Source organism: Micromonospora sp. NPDC052213 (assembly GCF_040679695.1).
In the GTDB taxonomy this organism is placed as follows: domain Bacteria; phylum Actinomycetota; class Actinomycetes; order Mycobacteriales; family Micromonosporaceae; genus Micromonospora.
On record NZ_JBFAVI010000001.1, the window covers coordinates 15,694 to 35,175 of the forward strand.

Below are 19,482 nucleotides of genomic sequence, written 5' to 3' on the forward strand. Positions count from 1 at the left end.
AGCGAGGTGGCGGCGTGACCGGCCCCTTCGACTTCACCCTCGCCCTCGGTGACGACGCGCTGATCGCGGCGCAGCGGCTGGCCGAGTGGACCACCCGCGCGCCGGAGATGGAGGAGGACATCGCGCTGGCGAACATCGCCCTCGACCAGCTCGGCGCGGCCCGGCTCCTGCTGACGTACGCGGGCGAGCTGGAGGGCGCCGGCCGGGACGAGGACGCGCTGGCGTTCCTCCGCGACGACCGGGAGTTCCGCAACTGCCTCCTCGTGGAGCTGCCGAACGGCGACTTCGCGGTCACCATGGCGAAACTGCTCTTCCTCTCGGCGTACCAGCTCCCGCTCTACACCGCGCTGGTCGGCTGCGCCGACGAGCGGCTGGCCGCGATCGGGGCCAAGGCCCGCAAGGAGTCGGCCTACCACCTCGACCACGCCTCCCTGTGGGTGCGGCGGCTGGGTGACGGCACCGAGGAGTCGCACCGGCGCATGCAGGCGGCCGTCGAGCAGGTCTGGCCGTACGCGCACGAGCTGTTCGCGGCGGACCCGGCGGCGCCGGTCGACCCGGCCACCCTGCGGGCCGACTTCGACGCCACCGTCTCCGCCGTGCTCGACGAGGCCACGCTGACCCGGCCGGAGGGCGGCTGGGCGCCGGCCGGCGGGCGGGACGGGGTGCACACCGAGCACCTGTCCTACCTGCTCGCCGAGATGCAGGTGCTGCACCGCGCCCACCCCGGGGCCAACTGGTGAGCGCGAGGAGTGCAGCGAAGCGGAGCCCCGCAGTCGCGAACGGAAGGCGGCACTGGTGAGCGCGACGAGCGCGGACGGAAGGCGGCGCTGGTGAACCCGAGGGAGGCCGTGGCGGCGGTGGTGGACCCGGAGATCAGGGTCGTCACCATCGCCGACCTCGGCATCCTGCGGGCGGTCGACGAGGACCCGGTGACCGGCCGGGTCGTCGTGACCATCACCCCCACCTACACGGGCTGCCCGGCGATGGACGTGATCCGCGCCGACATCCGCCGGGCCCTGGCCGCCGCCGGCCACCCCGACGCCGAGGTGCGCACCGTCTACAGCCCGGCGTGGAGCACCGACTGGATCTCCGCCGCCGGCCGGGCCAAGCTCGCCGCCGCCGGCATCGCCCCGCCGGCCCCCGTCCGCACCGGCGGCGTGGTGCCGCTGACCCTCGCCGTACGCTGCCCGCGCTGCGGCTCGCCGGAGACCGAGCAGGTCAGCCGGTTCGGCTCCACCGCGTGCAAGGCGCTCTGGCGCTGCCGTTCCTGCCGTGAACCCTTCGACCACCTGAAGGCGCTGTGACTGTCACCATCACCCGCCCGGTCCGCCGCCGGCCGGTCTTCCACCCGCTCTCCGTCGCCGCCGTAGACCGGCTCACCGACGACGCCGTGGCGATCACCTTCGCGGTGCCGCCGGAGCTGCGGGAGACCTTCGCGTTCTCCGCCGGTCAGCACCTCACCGTCCGGCGCGGCACCGAGGCGGGGGAGGACGTGCGGCGGTCGTACTCCATCTGCTCCACTCCGGAGGAGCTGGCGCGGCACGGCCGGCTGCGGATCGGCGTGCGGGAGATCCCCGGCGGGGCGTTCTCGGCGTACGCCTGCGGCGCCCTGCGGGGCGGCGACACGGTCGAGGTGCTGCCGCCGCTCGGGAACTTCACCACGGCCTTCGCGCCGGACCGGGCCCGACACTACGGCGCGGTGGTCGCCGGCTCGGGGATCACCCCGGTGCTCGCGCTGGTCGCGACGGCGCTCGCCGTCGAGCCGGCCAGCACCTTCACCCTGGTGTACGGCAACCGCACGGCCAACACGGTGATGTTCGCCGAGGAGCTCGCCGACCTGAAGGACCGCTATCCGACCCGCCTGCACCTGGTGCACGTGCTCTCCCGCGAGCAGGGCGAGTCCCCGCTGCTCTCCGGCCGGATCGACGCCGACCGGCTGGGCCGGCTGCTGGCCACCATCGTCCCCGGCGACGCCATCGGGGAGTGGTTCCTCTGCGGCCCGTACGGCATGGTGGTGGACGCCCGGGAGGTGCTCACCGGGCGCGGGGTGCCGGAGTCGGCGGTCCACACGGAGCTGTTCCACGTCGACGAGGCCCCGGCCCCGCCGCGACGCCCGGCCGACGAGCCGGGGGCCGGCGCCGAGGTGACCATCGTGCTGGACGGCCGTTCGTCGAGCTTCACGATGGGCCGCGACGAGCGGGTGCTGGACGCGGCGCTGAAGGTCCGCGGCGAGCTGCCGTACGCCTGCAAGGGCGGGGTCTGCTCGACCTGCAAGGCCAAGGTCGTCGACGGTGCGGTCACGATGGCCCGCAACTACGCCCTGGAGCCGGACGAGGTGGCCGCCGGCTACGTCCTCACGTGCCAGTCCAGCCCGACCACCGACAGGCTGACGGTCGACTACGACGCCTGAGGTAGCTGGCTGCTCACCGGTGACGTCGACCGAGTCCCTACCGCGCGCGCTTGTACGGATCGACGACTTCCCTGGGACGTAGTGCTGGAGCGGCGAGTTCGCGCAGTGCTGCCGAGGCTACGTGGTACCTGCCGCGGGTCTGGCCATGCTGTTCGAGCAGATCTGCCCGCACCAGGGCACGGAGATCGCGGACGGCTTGGTCGTCTGTGAGCGACTCGTCATGCTGATAGACCGTACGGCGCACCTTGCCGCCGGTGGCCGCCAGCCGGAGCGCACTGACCACGCGCTCTGGCAGGTTGCGCCGCCTGACCCAGGTGTCGAGCAGGTCCCATTCAGGGGTGATGCCGTGATCATTCAGGCATTCGGGTGTGTCGGGCCAACCCTCGCGTCCTCTTTTCGGCGTTGGTCACACAGTCGGATGCCGCCGACCAGAGCCGTGCGGAGCGACGTAGGCTCGGAGGCGTGACGGTGAGCCGGGAGATCGACGACATCCTGCAGCGCGGCGCGGACGGCGGGCGGATCACGCCCGAGGAGGCCCTGCTGCTCTACACCGAGGCGCCCTTCCACGCCCTGGGCGAGGCGGCCGACGCCGTACGCCGGCGGCGCTATCCGGACAACATCGTCACGTACCTGATCGACCGCAACATCAACTACACCAACGTGTGCGTGACGGCGTGCAAGTTCTGCGCGTTCTTCCGGGCCCCGAAGCACAAGGAGGGCTGGACCCACCCGACCGAGGAGATCCTGCGCCGCTGCGGCGAGGCGGTCGAGCTGGGCGCGACCCAGGTCATGCTCCAGGGCGGGCACCACCCGGACTACGGCGTGGAGTACTACGAGGAGCTTTTCTCCTCGGTCAAGAAGGCGTACCCGCAGCTCGCCATCCACTCCATCGGCCCGAGCGAGATCCTGCACATGGCCAAGGTCTCCGGCGTCAGCCTGGACGAGGCCATCGCGCGGATCAAGGCGGCCGGGCTGGACTCGATCGCCGGTGCCGGCGCGGAGATGCTGCCCGCGCGTCCCCGCACGGCGATCGCGCCGCTGAAGGAGTCGGGTGAGCGCTGGCTGGAGGTCATGGAGCTGGCGCACCGCCAGGGCGTCGAGTCGACCGCCACGATGATGATGGGCACCGGCGAGACCGCCGCCGAGCGGATCGAGCACCTGCGGATGATCCGCGACGTGCAGGACCGCACCCGGGGCTTCCGGGCGTTCATCCCGTGGACGTACCAGCCGGAGAACAACCACCTCAAGGGCCGCACCCAGGCCACCACGCTGGAATACCTGCGGCTGGTCGCGGTGGCCCGGCTCTTCTTCGAGACGGTGCCGCACCTGCAGGCGTCCTGGCTCACCACCGGCAAGGACGTCGGGCAGCTCGCCCTGCACATGGGCGTGGACGACCTCGGCTCGATCATGCTGGAGGAGAACGTCATCTCCTCCGCCGGCGCGCGGCACCGCTCCAACCTGCACGAGCTGATCGGCATGATCCGCTCGGCGGACCGGATCCCCGCCCAGCGGGACACCCTCTACAACCGCTTGGCCGTGCACCGGACCCCGGCCGACGACCCGACCGACGAGCGGGTCGTGTCGCACTTCTCCTCGATCGCGCTGCCGGGCGGCGGCGCCGGGAAGGCCCTTCCGCTGGTCGACGCCCGCTGAGCTACCGCCGCACCACCCGACACCCCACCGTCGACGGACGGTGGGGTGTCTGCCGTTGGTCGACCGGTCGGTGAACACGGAGTTGACCGAGCGTGACCGGCGGCGGTGTCGCCGACCAGCCGATCGGGTGAGTGGTTGCCGGCCGTTGATATCGATTCCAGTGCCGTTCCAGGGGGCCGACCGGTGCCCGAGGGGCAGCAAGACATATCAATCCGGGCAATCCTTAAGCGATTCTTAGCTGCACTGTTCAACACGGCCGACGGCGGGGGTGGCAAGGGTGAGCGCGGACCGCTAACGTCCCCGGCCGTACCGTTCCTGCACCCCACGGGGGGAACTCTCCAATGATCTTCCGTAACCGTGCGCTGGCCGTCGCCGGCGCCGGCGCCGCCGGAATCCTGGCCGCGGGCCTCTTCGCCGCCCCGGCCCTGGCCGACACCTCGGCCGACCTGGCCATCGAGGCCACCGGCACCACCATCGCGGTCGGCGCGCCCGGCAAGATTTCGACCGTCTCCCTGCTCAACAAGAGCAAGGTGGACGCCAAGGGCGTCCTGGTCGGCCTCGACATCAGCAAGCTGGACACCACCAAGGTCGACATCGACGAGAGCGGCTGCAGCCCCCGCGAGGACGGCCTGATCCTGTGCGGCATCGAGGGTGACGTCCTGCCCGCCGGCCGCGACATCGACTGGGGTTTCCCGCTGACCCGCAAGGGCGAGGCGACGGGTGACGCCGGCCAGATCAGCGCCATCATCCTGCACGAGGGCGCCGACCCCGACGAGTCCAACAACGAGGTGACCGTCAAGGTCAAGGTCGAGGGCACCGGCCCGGACCTGACCGTGGTGGCCAATGACGTGACCAAGGCCGTCACGGTCGAGGGCGACAAGATCAAGGTTGGCGGCGACCTGCGCGCCGGCGACACCGCCCAGCTCATCTACTCCGCCTTCAACCAGGGCGACGCCACCGCCGCCGGGCTGAAGATCAGCGTCAAGCTGCCCAAGGGCGTGACCTTCGCCGAGGCCGAGGACGGCTGCGAGTACAACTCCGGCAAGACCTCGCTCGTCTGCACCTACCGCGACGCCGACCTGATCCCGGTCTCGCAGGACAAGGACGGCGACGACCTGATCTCGGGTGGCCGGTTCTACCACCTGCTCTCGGTCGGCAAGGACGTCAAGGCCGGCAGCCTGACCGGTGGACAGGTCACCGTGGAGGCGCTCGGCAGCCAGGCGAGCACCGTCCGCGCCGCGGGCAAGAGCGCCCTCCCGGCGAACGCCGAGGCCGTGGCGGCCACCGAGGTGGACGCCACCGACAACACCGACGCGTACGCTGTCGTCGTGACCGCCAAGGGCGGCGCGGGCGGCGGCGGCGAGGAGCCGGGCCTGCCGCTGACCGGTCCGCAGACCGGCCTGATCGGCGGGATCGGCGGCGCGGTGCTGGTCGCGGGCGCGGCGATGTTCGTGATCGCGCGGCGGCGTCGGGTCGTCCTGGTGACCCCGGGCGACGAGAAGCCGACGGCCTGACGGTCGTCCTCCATCGACCCGCGAGGGTCGTTCACATAACGCACGGCAGTGGGGCGGGATGGGTGACCATCCCGCCCCACTGTCCGTTCCGTGCGCCGGACGCGGGCAGGGCCCGGCGTCGGGTCGTCCTGGTGACGCCGGGCGACGGGACGCCGACGGCCTGACGGCCGGCCCCGTCGGCCCGCACCGGCCGGGCGTACGACCCCGGAGACGGGGCGGGACGGGCGACCGTCCCGCCCCGTCCGTTCGACCGAACCGGACGGATGGATGAAAGATGATCCGCCCTGCTGGCGCACCACGTCATGCTTCGATACGGTCCGCTCGGTTCCGCAACCATCCGTTTCTTCCCTAACCCCCGGGGGACCGATGACCCTGTTCCACCGCTCGGCCCTGGCCCGCGCCGGCGCCGTGGCGCTCCTCGCGGCGGGCGGCCTGACCACCGTCGCCGTTCCGGCGTACGCCGCCGACCAGGCTGACCTCGCCCTGACGCCGACCAGCTACCAGTTGGCCAAGGGCGTCAAGGCCGCGAAGGCCAAGCCGTTCAAGTTCACCGTCCAGAACCTCACCGACGGCGTCGACGCCAAGGCCGTCACGGTGGAAGTCGACCCCAGCGGCCTCAAGGCCAAGCGGGTCGGCTACGTCGTGCCGGACGGCTGCGAGGTGACCGGCAAGACCTTCACCTGCCTCCTCGGCGACCTGCGGGGCGGCACCAGCGAGGACTTCGGCATCCCGTTGTTCAGCACCGGCGGCAGGGGCGACGGCGGCGTGCTGAAGGTGACGGTCAGCTCGGCCACCGGCGACCCGGACCTGGAGAACAACAAGGACATCGAAGTGCCGGTGACCGTGACGAAGCCGGGCTACGACCTCACCGCCTGGGTGCAGGACGTCCAGGCCAACGTCGTGGTCAACGGGGCGGTGGCCGACGAGCCCGACCTGAAGCCCGTACGCCGGGGCGAGACGGTTCCGCTGGACTGGGCGGTCTACAACGACGGCAGCCGGCCCGCGACCGGTCTCTTCTACGGCCTCATGCTCCCGTCCGGTGTGAGCTTTGTGACGCTGCCGGAGAGCTGCGTCGAGGACGAGTTCCTCGGCAGGGCGCGGGCGCTGTGCGAGGACGCCGGCGCGATCATCCGCCGGGGGCAGTACTACACCGCCGACGTGACGGTGAAGGTCGGCGACGACGTCACCGAGCCGGTGCTCCGGGAGGGCGACCTCTTCGCGTACGGACTGGACGCCGCCGAGGGCGAGCCGGAGGCGGAGGCGCAGGTCGCCAGCCCGGCGCAGCGGAAGAGCTTCACCGAGGCCGAGCCGATGGACAACCACGCGACCTTCGAGGCGTTCGTGGACCTGTCGGCGCAGCCGACGCCGACCCCGACCCCGAGCGGCGAGCCGACCCCGACCCCGACCACGACCCCGGGCGGCGGCACGGGCGGCGGCGACGGTGACGGTGACGGCGGCGGGCTGCCGGTGACCGGCGTGCAGGCCGGCCTGATCGGCGGCATCGGCGCTGCCGTGCTGCTGGCCGGTGGCGCGCTGCTGCTGATCTCCCGGCGGCGCGACGTCGTCCTGGTCAACCCCGGCGACGAGAAGTCCACCGACTGACGTACGCCGCGCAGGGGCGGGGTGGGGCGTCCTCCCCGCCCCTGTCGCGTACCCGCCGCTCGGCCGACCCGCCGGGCGTCGGCCGGAGCCGGGCTGGCAGAGTGGAGGGGTGAGCCGTACCCCGCCGGGCCAGCGCGCCGGCCTGGACAAGCAGCCGCACGAGGTCGCCGCGATGTTCGACGGCGTGGCGGCTCGTTACGACCTGACCAACACGGTGATGACGGCCGGCCGGGACCGGGCGTGGCGCCGGGCCACCCGGGAGGCGCTCGGGTTGCGCCCGGGCGAGCGGGTGCTCGACGTGGGCGCGGGCACCGGTGTCTCCACCGAGGAACTGGCCCGTTCCGGGGCGTACGCGGTCGGCGCCGACCTGTCGCTGGGCATGCTGCACGCCGGCAAGCGCACCCGTCCGGCGGTGCCGCTGCTGGCCGGCGACGCGCTGCGGCTGCCCTTCGCCGACGGCGTCTTCGACGCGGTGACCATCTCGTTCGCGCTGCGCAACGTCGTCGACACCGAGGCCGCGCTGCGGGAGTTCGCCCGGGTCACCCGGCCCGGTGGCCGGCTGGTGATCTGTGAGTTGAGCCACCCCACCAACGCCGTCTTCCGCACCGCCTACCTGTCGTACCTCATGCGGTGGCTGCCGGCGGCGGCGCGGGTGGTCTCCAGCAACCCCGACGCGTACGTCTACCTGATCGAGTCGATCCGGGCGTGGCCGGACCAGGCCGCGCTGGCGCAGCGGATCCAGGCGGCGGGCTGGGGCTCGGTGGCCTGGCGGAACCTGACCGGCGGCCTGGCGGCACTGCACCGGGCGGTCCGCGACTAGGCGGGGCACGGCGCCGGCCGGCCCCCGCGCCATGAGGTGGCGCCGCGCCGACGGCCCGCTTCCGGGCGGCGGCCGGTGCCGACGGGAGGCCGATCGGCGCGCCGCACCCGCCGAGAAAGCGGCTGTTTCGTGAATATCCGTTTTTAGTCCACTTTGCGCCGTTAAGCTCGCCCCCATGACGGGACCAGAGCAGCCGGCCGGTGTGGAGGCCACCGACGACGACGCCGCAGAACTGATCGCGCAGCTCAGGGAGCTGGCCGGCGCGGATCCCGCCGACGTCCGGCAGGTGGTGGCCGAGGTGCTGGCCGCGCTGGACCGCGCCGCCGGCGGCGCGCTGCGCGAGCACCTGCCCGAGACGATCCGGCTCGACGCCGGCCTGGGCGCGGCCGCTCCGGCCCGGCACTGACGCCCGGCGCCGACCCCGTCGGCATCCGGTCCCGACCCCGACCGACGCCCGGTCCCGACCCCGACGGGTGGGTTTCCGGCAAGTTAGGTACCCCTGATCAGGCGTGGTTATGACGCCGGTCATAGACTCCCTCCGTCTGGCTTGTGAAGGATTTCACGAGCATGCGGGAGGAGGCGCGAGATGACCGCGGTGGAGCATGACGCCGACGTGATCGTCGTGGGCGCCGGTCCCGGTGGGTCGGCTACCGCGTACCACCTGGCTCGGCACGGCGTACGGGTGCTGCTGCTGGAGAAGACGGAGTTCCCCCGGGAGAAGGTCTGCGGCGACGGGTTGACCCCGCGTGCCGTGCGACAGCTGATCCGGATGGGCGTGGACACCTCGCCGGAGGCGGGCTGGCTCCAGAACAAGGGCCTGCGGGTCATCGGCGGCGGCGTCCGGCTGGAGCTGGACTGGCCCGACCTGGCGAGCTTCCCCAACTACGGCCTGGTGCGCACCCGGCTGGACTTCGACGACCTGCTCGCCCAGCGGGCCGTCGCCGCCGGCGCCAAGCTGCGCACCAGCGTGAACGTCACCGGCCCGGTGCTCGACCCGGACGGCCGGGTCGTCGGCGTCGAGGCGGAGGTCGGCCCGGACAAGGAGCCCGCCACCTTCCACGCCCCGCTGGTGGTCGCGGCCGACGGGGTCTCCGGCCGCTTCCCGCTCGCCCTCGGGCTGGCCAAGCGGGAGGACCGGCCGATCGGGGTCGCCGTCCGGCGCTACTACCGCTCGCCCGCCAAGCACGACGACAACTACCTGGAGTCCTGGCTGGAACTGCGCAGCAAGGACAGCGGCGACAACCTGCTGCCCGGGTACGGCTGGATCTTCGGGCTCGGCGACGGCCGGGTCAACGTCGGCCTCGGCGTGCTCAACTCCTCCTCCGCGTTCGGCAAGACGAACTACCGCCGGCTGCTCACCGACTGGCTGGCCAACACCCCGGCGGACTGGGGCATGACCGACGAGGCCAACGCGGAGGGGCCGATCCTCGGCGCCGCGCTGCCCATGGGCTTCAACCGGGTGCCGCACTACACCCGCGGCGTGATGCTGGTCGGCGACTCCGGCGGCATGGTCAACCCGTTCAACGGCGAGGGCATCGCGTACGCGATGGAGTCCGGTGAGATGGCCGCGGAGATCGCCGTGCAGGCCCTCGCGCGCCCGGCCGGCGCCGAGCGCGAGCGCGCCCTGACGGCCTACCCGGCGGAGCTGAAGGCCCGCTTCGGCGGCTACTACCGGCTCGGCGGTGTCTTCGTGAAGCTCATCGGCCGTCCCGAGATCATGCGGATGGCCACGAAGCACGGCATGCCGCACCCGATGTTGATGCGCTTCGTGCTCAAGCTGCTGGCCAACCTGACCGACCCCCGTGGCGGGGACGCGATGGACCGGGTCATCAACGCGATGACGAAGGTGGCACCAGCCGTGTAGCGCGAGGAGTGAGCTCGCGAGCCCGCAGTCGCAGACGAAGGCGGGCTCGTGTGACGGCCGGGCCGCGGCCGGCGACGACCGCGGCGCGGACAGAGATCGACCCCCCGGCGACAGCCGTCGCGGGGGACGTGAATAGTGTGATTTTCGTCAAGGACCAGGGGCAGGGAAGGACGAGCAGGAGAAAACGATGTCGCTCTCGCCTTACGCACCGATCATCGGGCTGTTCGCCCTCGCCGCGGGGTTCGCGCTGTTCTCCGTGGGCGCCGCCCGCTTCGCCGGTCCCCGGCGTTACAACAAGGCCAAGCTCGAGGCGTACGAGTGCGGCATCGAGCCCAGCCCGCAGCCGGTCGGCGGCGGCCGGTTCCCGATCAAGTTCTATCTGACGGCGATGCTCTTCATCGTCTTCGACATCGAGATCATCTTCCTCTTCCCCTGGGCGGTCTCGTTCGACGCCCTGCCGATCTTCGGCTTCGTGGAGATGGTCCTGTTCATCGTCGCGGTCTTCGTCGCGTACGCCTACGTGTGGCGGCGTGGCGGCCTGGACTGGGACTGAGGGAGGAACCTCAGATGGGTATCGAGGAGAAGCTCCCCGCCGGTGTCCTGCTCACCTCGGTGGAGAAGCTGGTCAACTGGTCGCGGAAGTCGTCGGTCTGGGGCGCCACCTTCGGCCTGGCCTGCTGCGCGATCGAGATGATGGCCGCCGGTGGCCCGCACTACGACATGGGTCGCTGGGGCATGGAGGTCTTCCGGGCCTCGCCCCGTCAGGCCGACCTGATGATCGTGGCCGGCCGGGTGAGCCAGAAGATGGCCCCGGTGCTGCGCCAGATCTACGACCAGATGGCGGAGCCCCGCTGGGTCATCTCGATGGGCGTCTGCGCCAGCAGCGGCGGCATGTTCAACAACTACGCCATCGTGCAGGGCGTCGACCACGTCGTCCCGGTGGACATGTACCTCCCCGGCTGCCCGCCCCGGCCCGAGATGCTCATCGACGCGGTCCTCAAGCTGCGCGAGAAGATCATGCACGAGCCGCTCGGCCCGAACGGCCGCAAGATGCTCGAGGCGCGCAAGGCGCGCGGTGACGTCCCGGTCGTCCCGTACGGCTCGATGCCGTCGTCGTACCGCAGCGACAAGGCCCGGCGGGCCGAGTGGACCAAGGCGGTCCGCGAGGGCCGCGAGGAGCAGCTGCGGATCGAGAACTGGATGAAGGCCCAGAACCACCTGCAGCACGGGGGCGTCAAGTGACCGCACCTAACCACAAGGCGAACGACGGCGGCGTGCCGGTGCCGGTGACGCCGGCCGGCGCCACCAGCGGGGCCCCGGCGGAGCACCCGCCGGCCAGCCCGGCGGGCCGGGGCATGTTCGGCAACCAGGGCTCCGGCGACGTCTCCGGCTTCGGCGGCCTGGTCCGGCAGCGCCGGACCGTCGAGGACGCCCCCCGGCCGTACGGGAGCTACTTCGACGAGGTCCGCGACGCGCTGGAGGAGGCGTACCCGGCCTTCGGCGACGCCATCGAGAAGGTCGTGGTCGACCGGGGCGAGCTGACCCTGCACGTACGCCCCGAGCGGATCGTCGAGGTCTGCCAGGTGATGCGGGACGACCTGGCGCTCCGCTTCGAGCTGTGCTCCTCGGTGTCCGGTGTGGACTACCTGGGCGCCGACTCCCGCCGGCTGCACGTCGTCTACCAGCTCACCTCGATGACCTACCGCCGCCGCGTGCGGCTGGAGGCCGCGGTCCCCGCCGAGGACCCGCACCTGCCGAGCGTCACCTCGGTCTACCCGACGGCGGACTGGCAGGAGCGCGAGACGTACGACATGTTCGGCGTCGTCTTCGACGGCCACCCCAGCCTGACCCGGATCCTCATGCCGGACGACTGGGAGGGCTTCCCGCAGCGCAAGGACTACCCGCTCGGCGGCGTGCCCGTCGAGTACAAGGGCGCTGAAATTCCACCGCCGGACCAGCGGAGGTCGTACCAGTGACCACGTCGAACTACGCCACCGAGCGTGACACCACCGAGGGCAAGGTCTTCACCGTCACCGGTGGCGACTGGGACAGCGTCGTGTCGGGCACCGACCCCATCAACGACGAGCGGATCGTCGTCAACATGGGGCCGCAGCACCCGTCGACGCACGGCGTGCTCCGGCTGATCCTGGAGCTGGAGGGCGAGACGGTCCGCGAGGCCCGCTCGGTCGTCGGCTACCTGCACACCGGCATCGAGAAGAACCTCGAATACCGCAACTGGGTCCAGGGCAGCACCTTCGTGACCCGGATGGACTACCTCTCCCCGCTGTTCAACGAGACGGCGTACGCGCTGGCGGTGGAGAAGCTGCTCGGGATCGAGGAGCAGGTCACCGAGCGGGCGACCACCATCCGCGTGCTGATGATGGAGCTGAACCGGATCTCCTCGCACCTGGTCTGGCTGGCCACCACCGCCATGGAGCTGGGCGCGATCAACATGATGCTCTACGGCTTCCGCGAGCGTGAGTACATCCTGGAGATCTTCGAGATCATCACCGGGCTGCGGATGAACCACGCGTACGTCCGGCCGGGCGGCGTGGCCCAGGACGTGCCGGACGAGGCGGTCGTGAAGATCCGCGAGTTCCTGAAGCTGCTGCCGAAGCGGCTCAAGGAGTACGAGGACCTGCTCTCCGGGCAGCCGATCTGGCTCGAGCGGACGAAGAACGTGGCGGTGCTCGACGTGACCGGCTGCCTCGCGCTCGGCGTGACCGGCCCGGTGCTGCGCTCCGCCGGCCTCGCCTGGGACCTGCGCAAGACGATGCCGTACTGCGGCTACGAGACGTACGAGTTCGACGTGCCGACGCACACCGACGGCGACGTGTGGGGCCGCTACCTGGTCCGGCTCGCCGAGATCCGGGAGTCGCTCAAGCTCGTCGAGCAGGCGCTGGACCGGCTCCGGCCGGGCCCGGTGATGGTGGCCGACAAGAAGATCGCCTGGCCGGCGCAGCTCGCCATCGGCGTCGACGGCATGGGCAACTCGCTGGAGCACGTCGCGAAGATCATGGGTCAGTCGATGGAGTCGCTGATCCACCACTTCAAGCTCGTCACCGAGGGCTTCCGGGTGCCGCCGGGCCAGGTCTACGTCGGCATCGAGTCGCCGCGCGGCGAGTTGGGCGTGCACGCCGTCTCCGACGGTGGCACCCGGCCGTACCGGGTGCACTACCGCGAACCGAGCTTCGTCAACCTCCAGGCCCTCCCGGCGATGGCCGAGGGCGGCCTGATCGCCGACGTGATCGCCGGCGGCGCCTCGCTGGACCCCGTGATGGGTGGTTGTGACCGATGAGTGCTTTCACCGAAGAGACCCGCGAACGGGCCCGGGAGATCATCGCCCGGTACCCGGCCGACCGGTCCCGCTCGGCGCTGCTGCCGCTGCTGCACCTGGTGCAGGCCGAGGAGGGTTACGTCTCGCCGGCCGGCGTGGAGTTCTGCGCCGAGGTGCTGGGCCTGAACAAGGCCCAGGTCGGCGCGGTGGCCACCTTCTACACCATGTACAAGCGCCGGCCGACCGGCGACTACCTGGTGAGCGTGTGCACCAACACGATGTGCAACGTGCTCGGCGGCCAGGAGGTCTACGACACCCTCGCCGAGCACCTCGGCGTGGGGCACGACGAGACCACCACCGACGGGAAGATCACCCTGGAGCACGCCGAGTGCCTGGCGGCCTGCGACTACGGGCCGGTGATGACCGTCAACTACGACTTCTTCGACGGGGTGGACCCGCAGACCGCGCTCGGCGTGGTCGACGAGCTGCGCGCCGGGGGCCGGCCGATGCCGACCCGGGGCGCCCGGCTCTGCACGCTCAAGGAGATGGCGGTGCAGCTCGCCGGCTTCGCCGACGAGCGCGAGGGCGCGGTGGCCGACGGTGGGCCGGGGGAGCCCACCCTGCGCGGGCTGCGGCTGGCGCAGCAGCACGGCATCTCGGTGCCGGGCTTCGACCCGAACACCCCGATCCGCAGCAAGGCCGAGGCCGACAAGGCCGCCGCCGAGGCGAAGGCCAGGAGCGAGGCCGCCGCGAAGCCGGCTCCCGCCCCGGCCGCGAGTGGCAACGGCGCTGGGCCCGCCGGCAAGGCGGGCGCCGGCGAGCCGGCCCCGGCGGCCGAGGCAGCCGGCAGCACCACCCGGGACGTGAAGGCGCCGGACGACAAGTCGCCCGAGGTGCGGGCCGCCGAGACCCGCCAGCCGGACGCGCGGACGGCCGTGCCGGACGCCCCCGGCACGAAGGTCCCCGCCGACAGCGTGCCGCCGGCGCCCCGCGACGCCCAGGCGGCGGAGGCCGCCGGAGCAGCGGCCAACGCGCCGGCCGGCGACGGCAAGCCCGCCGGCGACGAGGCCGGGGCGCAGGAGCGCAACCTCAAGGAAGCCGAGGCGGGGGCCGGCGCCGGTGGCGCGGGCTCCGCCCGCGCGAGCGAGACGGGGGTCCAGAAGTGACCACTCCCCGGCCGGAGACCCTGGCCAAGCTGACGCCGGTGCTCACCAAGCGCTGGCTGTCGCCGGACGCGTGGCGGATCGGCACCTACGAGAAGCTCGACGGCTACGCGGCCCTGCGCAAGGCGCTCAAGGCCCACCCGGACGACCTCATCCAGCTGGTCAAGGACTCCGGGCTGCGCGGTCGCGGCGGCGCCGGCTTCCCGACCGGTCTCAAGTGGGGGTTCATCCCGCAGGGCGACGGCAAGCCGCACTACCTCGTGGTCAACGCCGACGAGGGCGAGCCGGGCACCTGCAAGGACCTGCCGCTGATGACGCACGACCCGCACTCGCTCGTCGAGGGCGTGATCATCGCGTCGTACGCGATCCGGGCCAGCCGCGCCTACATCTACATCCGGGGCGAGGCGGTGCACGCCGCGCGCCGGCTGCGCAACGCCGTGCAGGAGGCGTACGCCCGGGGCTACCTCGGCCGGAACATCCAGGGCAGCGGCTTCGACCTGGACCTGGTGGTGCACTCGGGCGCCGGGGCGTACATCTGCGGCGAGGAGACCGCGCTGCTGGACTCGCTGGAGGGCTTCCGGGGCCAGCCCCGGCTGCGCCCGCCGTTCCCGGCGACCCACGGCCTGTACGCGAGCCCGACCGTCGTCAACAACGTCGGCACCATCGCGAGCGTGCCGTACATCGTGCTGGGCGGCGCGGACTGGTGGAAGACCATGGGCACGGAGAAGTCCTCCGGCCCGATGATCTACTCGCTCTCCGGCCGGGTCGCCAACCCCGGCCAGTTCGAGTGCACCATGGGCGTCACCCTGCGGGAGCTGATCGAGCTGGCCGGCGGCATGCAGCCGGGCCACAACCTGAGGTTCTGGACGCCGGGCGGCTCGTCGACGCCGCTGCTCACCGCCGAGCACCTGGACGTGCCACTGGACTTCGAGGGGGTGGCGGCGGCCGGCTCGATCCTCGGCACCACGGCCACCCAGATCTTCTCCGACCAGGACTGCCCGGTCTACGCGACCTACCGGTGGCTGGAGTTCTACCACCACGAGTCGTGCGGCAAGTGCACCCCGTGCCGGGAGGGCAACTACTGGATGGTCCGGGTCTACCGGCGGATCCTCGCCGGCCAGGGCACCCACGAGGACCTGGACACCCTGCTCGACACCTGCGACAACATCCTCGGCCGCTCGTTCTGCGGCCTGGGTGACGGTGCGACCAGCTCGGTGACCTCGTCGCTGAAGTACTTCAAGCAGGACTACCTCGACTACATCGAGGGACGTACCGCGCCGAAGCTGTCGGACAAGCAGCTGGTGGGAGCGCACTAATGACTGACGTCGTCAAGCAGACCGAGACCGTCACCCTCACCATCGACGGCGTCGAGGTCACCGCCCCGAAGGGGGCGCTGCTGATCCGGGTCGCCGAGCAGCTGGGCACCGAGATCCCCCGGTTCTGCGACCACCCGCTGCTGGCCCCGGCCGGCGCGTGCCGGCAGTGCCTGGTCGAGGTGGAGGGGCAGCGCAAGCCGGTCGCCTCCTGCACCCAGACCGTCGCCGACGGCATGGTGGTACGCACGCAGCTCACCTCCCCGGTCGCCAAGAAGGCGCAGGAGGGGGTCATGGAGCTGCTGCTGCTCAACCACCCGCTCGACTGCCCCATGTGCGACAAGGGCGGCGAGTGCCCGCTGCAGAACCAGGCGATGTCGACCGGCCGCGCCGACTCGCGGTTCCACGAGCACAAGCGGGAGTACCCGAAGCCGCTGCCGATCAGCACCCAGGTGCTGCTCGACCGCGAGCGCTGCGTGCTCTGCCAGCGCTGCACCCGGTTCTCCGAGGAGATCGCCGGCGACAAGTTCATCGACCTGATGGGCCGGTCGTCCGCCGAGGAGATCAACATCTACCGGGACGAGGAGTACGGCGAGGAGGGCGACGCGGGTGACGTGCCGTTCAACTCGTACTTCTCCGGGAACACGGTGCAGATCTGCCCGGTCGGTGCGCTGACCGGCACGCAGTACCGGTTCCGTGCCCGCCCGTTCGACCTGGTCTCCACGCCGAGCGTGTGCGAGCACTGCTCGGCCGGGTGCGCCCAGCGCACCGACTGGCGGCGGGGCAAGGTGCTGCGCCGGCTGGCCGGCGACGACCCGCAGGTCAACGAGGAGTGGAACTGCGACAAGGGGCGGTGGGGCTTCCAGTACACCCGCGCCTTCGACCGGCTCACCACCCCGCTGGTCCGCGACGAGCGCACCGGCGAGCTGCGCGAGGCGTCGTGGAGCGAGGCGCTGGCCGTCGCCGCCGAGGGGCTGCGCGCGGCGCGGGACGGCCAGGGCACGGCGGTGCTGACCGGCGGCCGGCTGACCGTCGAGGACGCCTACGCGTACGCGAAGTTCGCCCGGGTCGCCCTGAACACCAACGACATCGACTTCCGGGCCCGGCCGGTCTCCCGCGAGGAGACCGACTTCCTGGCCAGCTCGGTCGCCGGGGTCACGGACGTCACGTACGCCGACGTCGAGAAGGCGCCGGCCGTGGTGCTGGTCGGGCTGGAGCCGGAGGAGGAGTGCCCGATCCTCTTCCTGCGGCTGCGCAAGGCGTACCTCAAGAAGAAGCTGACGGTGTACGCGATCGCGCCGTTCGCCACCCGCGGCCTGGAGAAGCTCGGCGCCAAGCTGGCCCGGGTGGTGCCGGGCGAGGAGGCGACCGTGCTCGCCGAGCACGCCACGGTCGCCGAGGCGCTGAGCGCCGAGGGCGCGATCCTGATCGTCGGCGAGCGGCTGGCGAGCGTGCCGGGTGGCCTCTCCGCGGCGGCGGACGTCGCCCGGCGTACCGGCGCGAAGCTGGCCTGGGTGCCGCGGCGCGCGGGTGACCGCGGCGCGGTCGACGCGGGCTGCCTGCCCAACATGCTCCCCGGCGGCCGCCTGGTCACCGAGCCCGCCGCCCGGGCAGAGCTGGGCGAGGCGTGGGACATCGCGGCCGGGGTGATCCCGAGCCAGGCCGGCCGGGACACCGACGGCATCCTCGCCGCCGCCGCCGGCGGCCAGCTCGGCGCGCTGGTGGTGGCCGGGGTCGACCCGGCCGACCTGGCCGACCCGCGGCTGGCCGAGGCGGCCCTCGACGCGGTGCCGTTCCTGGTCAGCCTGGAGCAGCGGATGAGCGCGGTGGCCCGCCGGGCCGACGTGGTCTTCCCGGTGGCCCCGGTGGCCGAGAAGGCCGGCAGCTTCCTGGACTGGGAGGGCCGGCTGCGCACCTTCGAGGCGGTGCTGCGGACCGCCGCGATGACCGACGGCCGGGTGCTGGACGCGCTCGCCGCGCAGCTCGACGTGCAGCTCGGCACCGGCGACGTGCTCAGCGTCCGCCGCGAGCTGGGCGCGCTGCCGCGCACCCGCACCGACCGGCCCGCCGCCCCGGCGGTGGAGCCGGCCGCGGTGCCGCAGCCGGGCGCCGGCGAGGCGGTGCTGGCGACCTGGCACCAGCTGGTCGACCTGGGCAGCCTCACCGACGGCGACGAGCACCTCGCGGGCACCGCCCGCCCGCCGGTGGTCCGGCTGGGCAAGGGCACCGCGGAGGCGCTCGGCGTCGCCGACGGCGACCCGGTGACGGTGGGCACCGACCGGGGGGCGCTGACCCTGCCGGCGGCGATCACCGAGATGCCGGACGGCGTCGTCTGGCTGCCGACCAACTCGCCCGGCTCGACCGTGCGGCGCAGCCTCGGCGCGACGTCCGGCGCGGTCGTCCGGATCTCCGCTCCCGCCCGGACCGGGGCGGCGCCGGAGGCCGGAGAGGTCGCCGCGGACGCGGCCGGCCGTCCGGGCCCGCTCCTCAACGCAGGGGGTGCAATCCAGTGAACGCGGTCTACCTGGCCCAGGATCCGACGCTGGCCGACTTCGGCCGGGACCCCTGGTGGCTGGTCCTCGGCAAGATCGTCTTCGCCTTCGTCTTCGGTCTGCTCGCCACCCTGCTCGGCGTCTGGTTCGAGCGGCGGGTCGTGGGTCGCATGGCCGTGCGGCCCGGCCCCAACCAGGTCGGCCCGTTCGGCCTGCTGCAGACCCTCGCCGACGGCCTGAAGATGGCCTTCAAGGAGGACATCCTGCCGAAGGCGGCCGACAAGGTCGTCTACTTCTTCGCCCCGACCATCTCGGTGATCTGCGCGGTCACCGCGCTGTCGGTGGTGCCGTTCGGCCCGATGGTGAGCATCTTCGGCCACTGGACGCCGCTGCAGGTCACCGACGTGCCGGTGGCGGTGCTGGTGCTGCTGGTCTGCTCGTCGATGGGCATCTACGGCATCGTGCTCGGCGGCTGGGCCTCCGGCTCGACCTACCCGCTGCTCGGCGGCCTGCGCTCCACCGCCCAGATGATCTCGTACGAGGTCGCGATGGGCCTGAGCATCGTGGCGGTCTTCATGACCGCCGGCACGATGTCCACCAGCGGGATCGTCGCCGCCCAGGCGGACGGCACCCGGCTGAGCATCGCGGGCGTCGAGGTCCCGGCCCCCGGCTGGTACGCGATCCTGCTGCTGCCCAGCTTCGTCATCTTCTTCATCGCCACGGTCGGCGAGACCAACCGCGCGCCGTTCGACCTGCCCGAGGCGGAGTCCGAGCTGGTCGCGGGCTTCATGACGGAATACAGCTCGCTGAAGTTCGCGCTCTTCATGCTCAGCGAGTACGTCTCGATGGTCACCATGTCCGCGGTCACGACGACGCTCTTCCTGGGCGGCTGGCGGGCCCCGGCGCCGATCACCACCATCTGGGCCGGCGCGAACTCCGGCTGGTGGCCGATGCTCTGGTTCTTCGCCAAGGTCGTCCTGCTGGTCTTCGTCTTCGTCTGGCTGCGGGGCACGCTGCCCCGGCTGCGCTACGACCAGTTCATGCGCTTCGGCTGGAAGGTGCTGCTCCCGATCAACCTGGCCTGGATCCTGGTCCTGGCCGGCCTGCGCTCGATCGAGGACTGGGACTCGCGCAGCAAGCTGATCGCGGTCGGCATCCCCGCCGGCATCCTGCTGCTCGCCACGCTGCTGTGGCCGAGCCGGAAGCCGCAGCCGAAGCCCACCGTCCAGGAACAGGTCGACAACCGGCCGCACGGGAGCTTCCCGCTGCCCCCGATGGACCTGCAGGTACCACCGAGCCCGCGCACCAGGCGCGTGGTCGCCGAGCGGGAGCCGGCCAACATCGCCGCCGGCTCGGACTCCAGGGAGGTGTGAC

The 19,482-nt window shown here is 72.1% G+C and carries 18 protein-coding genes; 17 read left to right on the top strand and 1 reads right to left on the bottom strand.

Annotated elements, in window-relative coordinates:
- The first annotated feature begins 14 nt into the window (after nt 1-14).
- The 3 genes from paaC to paaE all read left to right on the top strand — a co-directional run bounded on the left by paaC (nt 15) and on the right by paaE (nt 2,410).
- Nucleotides 15-740: a 1,2-phenylacetyl-CoA epoxidase subunit PaaC gene (gene paaC / locus AB0L34_RS00080; protein WP_363700563.1), complete on the top strand. Its 726-nt coding sequence runs from the start codon at nt 15-17 to the stop codon at nt 738-740.
- An 87-nt stretch (nt 741-827) separates the two neighbouring features.
- On the top strand, nt 828-1,304 hold the full coding sequence (gene paaD, locus AB0L34_RS00085; RefSeq protein ID WP_363700725.1) for a 1,2-phenylacetyl-CoA epoxidase subunit PaaD: 477 nt from the start codon (nt 828-830) through the stop codon (nt 1,302-1,304).
- On the top strand, nt 1,301-2,410 hold the full coding sequence (gene paaE / locus AB0L34_RS00090) for a 1,2-phenylacetyl-CoA epoxidase subunit PaaE (protein ID WP_363700565.1): 1,110 nt from the start codon (nt 1,301-1,303) through the stop codon (nt 2,408-2,410). Before paaD ends, paaE begins: the two co-directional genes overlap by 4 nt.
- A gap of 37 nt (nt 2,411-2,447) precedes the next feature.
- Here paaE and AB0L34_RS00095 read toward each other — a convergent pair whose 3' ends face one another.
- Nucleotides 2,448-2,693 carry a hypothetical protein gene (locus AB0L34_RS00095; RefSeq protein ID WP_363700567.1) on the bottom strand — a complete coding sequence of 82 codons (246 nt, stop codon included), beginning with the start codon at nt 2,691-2,693 and terminating at the stop codon, nt 2,448-2,450.
- A gap of 179 nt (nt 2,694-2,872) precedes the next feature.
- On the opposite strand from AB0L34_RS00095, the gene mqnC reads away from it, so the two are divergent.
- The 14 genes from mqnC to nuoH all read left to right on the top strand — a co-directional run bounded on the left by mqnC (nt 2,873) and on the right by nuoH (nt 19,481).
- A complete protein-coding gene (gene mqnC, locus AB0L34_RS00100; protein ID WP_350701893.1) occupies nt 2,873-4,063 on the top strand; it encodes a cyclic dehypoxanthinyl futalosine synthase in 1,191 nt (396 codons plus the stop codon).
- A 341-nt stretch (nt 4,064-4,404) separates the two neighbouring features.
- Entirely contained in the window at nt 4,405-5,577 is a 1,173-nt protein-coding gene (locus AB0L34_RS00105; RefSeq protein WP_363700569.1) for an LPXTG cell wall anchor domain-containing protein, read from the top strand.
- Nucleotides 5,578-5,943: 366 nt separating this feature from the next.
- The gene (locus tag AB0L34_RS00110) at nt 5,944-7,179 is read left to right on the top strand and encodes a cell wall anchor protein (RefSeq protein ID WP_363700571.1); all 1,236 of its coding nucleotides are present in this window, start codon (nt 5,944-5,946) and stop codon (nt 7,177-7,179) included.
- 109 nt (nt 7,180-7,288) lie between these two features.
- A complete protein-coding gene (locus tag AB0L34_RS00115) occupies nt 7,289-7,999 on the top strand; it encodes a demethylmenaquinone methyltransferase (protein WP_350701886.1) in 711 nt (236 codons plus the stop codon).
- A 175-nt stretch (nt 8,000-8,174) separates the two neighbouring features.
- Nucleotides 8,175-8,405: a hypothetical protein gene (locus tag AB0L34_RS00120; protein ID WP_350701884.1), complete on the top strand. Its 231-nt coding sequence runs from the start codon at nt 8,175-8,177 to the stop codon at nt 8,403-8,405.
- A gap of 180 nt (nt 8,406-8,585) precedes the next feature.
- On the top strand, nt 8,586-9,863 hold the full coding sequence (locus AB0L34_RS00125; protein ID WP_357452418.1) for a geranylgeranyl reductase family protein: 1,278 nt from the start codon (nt 8,586-8,588) through the stop codon (nt 9,861-9,863).
- Nucleotides 9,864-10,050: 187 nt separating this feature from the next.
- Complete coding sequence (locus AB0L34_RS00130) at nt 10,051-10,416, top strand: NADH-quinone oxidoreductase subunit A (RefSeq protein WP_350701881.1); 366 nt, start codon at nt 10,051-10,053, stop codon at nt 10,414-10,416.
- Between the two features lie 14 nt (nt 10,417-10,430).
- Nucleotides 10,431-11,105 (top strand): NADH-quinone oxidoreductase subunit B family protein, encoded by a 675-nt coding sequence (locus tag AB0L34_RS00135; protein WP_357452422.1) that lies wholly within the window; start codon nt 10,431-10,433, stop codon nt 11,103-11,105.
- A complete protein-coding gene (locus AB0L34_RS00140; protein ID WP_363700574.1) occupies nt 11,102-11,839 on the top strand; it encodes an NADH-quinone oxidoreductase subunit C in 738 nt (245 codons plus the stop codon). Before AB0L34_RS00135 ends, AB0L34_RS00140 begins: the two co-directional genes overlap by 4 nt.
- Complete coding sequence (locus tag AB0L34_RS00145; RefSeq protein WP_357452428.1) at nt 11,836-13,161, top strand: NADH-quinone oxidoreductase subunit D; 1,326 nt, start codon at nt 11,836-11,838, stop codon at nt 13,159-13,161. Before AB0L34_RS00140 ends, AB0L34_RS00145 begins: the two co-directional genes overlap by 4 nt.
- A complete protein-coding gene (gene nuoE / locus AB0L34_RS00150) occupies nt 13,158-14,306 on the top strand; it encodes an NADH-quinone oxidoreductase subunit NuoE (RefSeq protein ID WP_363700576.1) in 1,149 nt (382 codons plus the stop codon). The genes AB0L34_RS00145 and nuoE overlap by 4 nt, the downstream gene beginning before the upstream one ends.
- The gene (gene nuoF / locus AB0L34_RS00155) at nt 14,303-15,619 is read left to right on the top strand and encodes an NADH-quinone oxidoreductase subunit NuoF (protein WP_357452434.1); all 1,317 of its coding nucleotides are present in this window, start codon (nt 14,303-14,305) and stop codon (nt 15,617-15,619) included. The genes nuoE and nuoF overlap by 4 nt, the downstream gene beginning before the upstream one ends.
- Nucleotides 15,619-18,129, top strand: a complete 2,511-nt coding sequence (locus AB0L34_RS00160) for an NADH-quinone oxidoreductase subunit G (RefSeq protein WP_357452437.1) — start codon at nt 15,619-15,621, stop codon at nt 18,127-18,129. The genes nuoF and AB0L34_RS00160 overlap by 1 nt, the downstream gene beginning before the upstream one ends.
- Nucleotides 18,126-19,481: an NADH-quinone oxidoreductase subunit NuoH gene (gene nuoH, locus AB0L34_RS00165; RefSeq protein WP_350701871.1), complete on the top strand. Its 1,356-nt coding sequence runs from the start codon at nt 18,126-18,128 to the stop codon at nt 19,479-19,481. Before AB0L34_RS00160 ends, nuoH begins: the two co-directional genes overlap by 4 nt.
- Nucleotide 19,482 lies beyond the last annotated feature (1 nt).

Excerpts from the sequence above, each read along its gene's own strand:
- AB0L34_RS00125 (WP_357452418.1), top strand. The coding sequence starts at position 8,586 with ATGACCGCGGTGGAGCATGACGCCGACGTGATCGTCGTGGGCGCCGGT.
- AB0L34_RS00120 (WP_350701884.1), top strand. The coding sequence starts at position 8,175 with ATGACGGGACCAGAGCAGCCGGCCGGTGTGGAGGCCACCGACGACGAC.
- AB0L34_RS00130 (WP_350701881.1), top strand. The coding sequence starts at position 10,051 with ATGTCGCTCTCGCCTTACGCACCGATCATCGGGCTGTTCGCCCTCGCC.
- AB0L34_RS00135 (WP_357452422.1), top strand. The coding sequence starts at position 10,431 with ATGGGTATCGAGGAGAAGCTCCCCGCCGGTGTCCTGCTCACCTCGGTG.
- nuoE (WP_363700576.1), top strand. The coding sequence starts at position 13,158 with ATGAGTGCTTTCACCGAAGAGACCCGCGAACGGGCCCGGGAGATCATC.
- AB0L34_RS00160 (WP_357452437.1), top strand. The coding sequence starts at position 15,619 with ATGACTGACGTCGTCAAGCAGACCGAGACCGTCACCCTCACCATCGAC.
- AB0L34_RS00105 (WP_363700569.1), top strand. The coding sequence starts at position 4,405 with ATGATCTTCCGTAACCGTGCGCTGGCCGTCGCCGGCGCCGGCGCCGCC.
- AB0L34_RS00110 (WP_363700571.1), top strand. The coding sequence starts at position 5,944 with ATGACCCTGTTCCACCGCTCGGCCCTGGCCCGCGCCGGCGCCGTGGCG.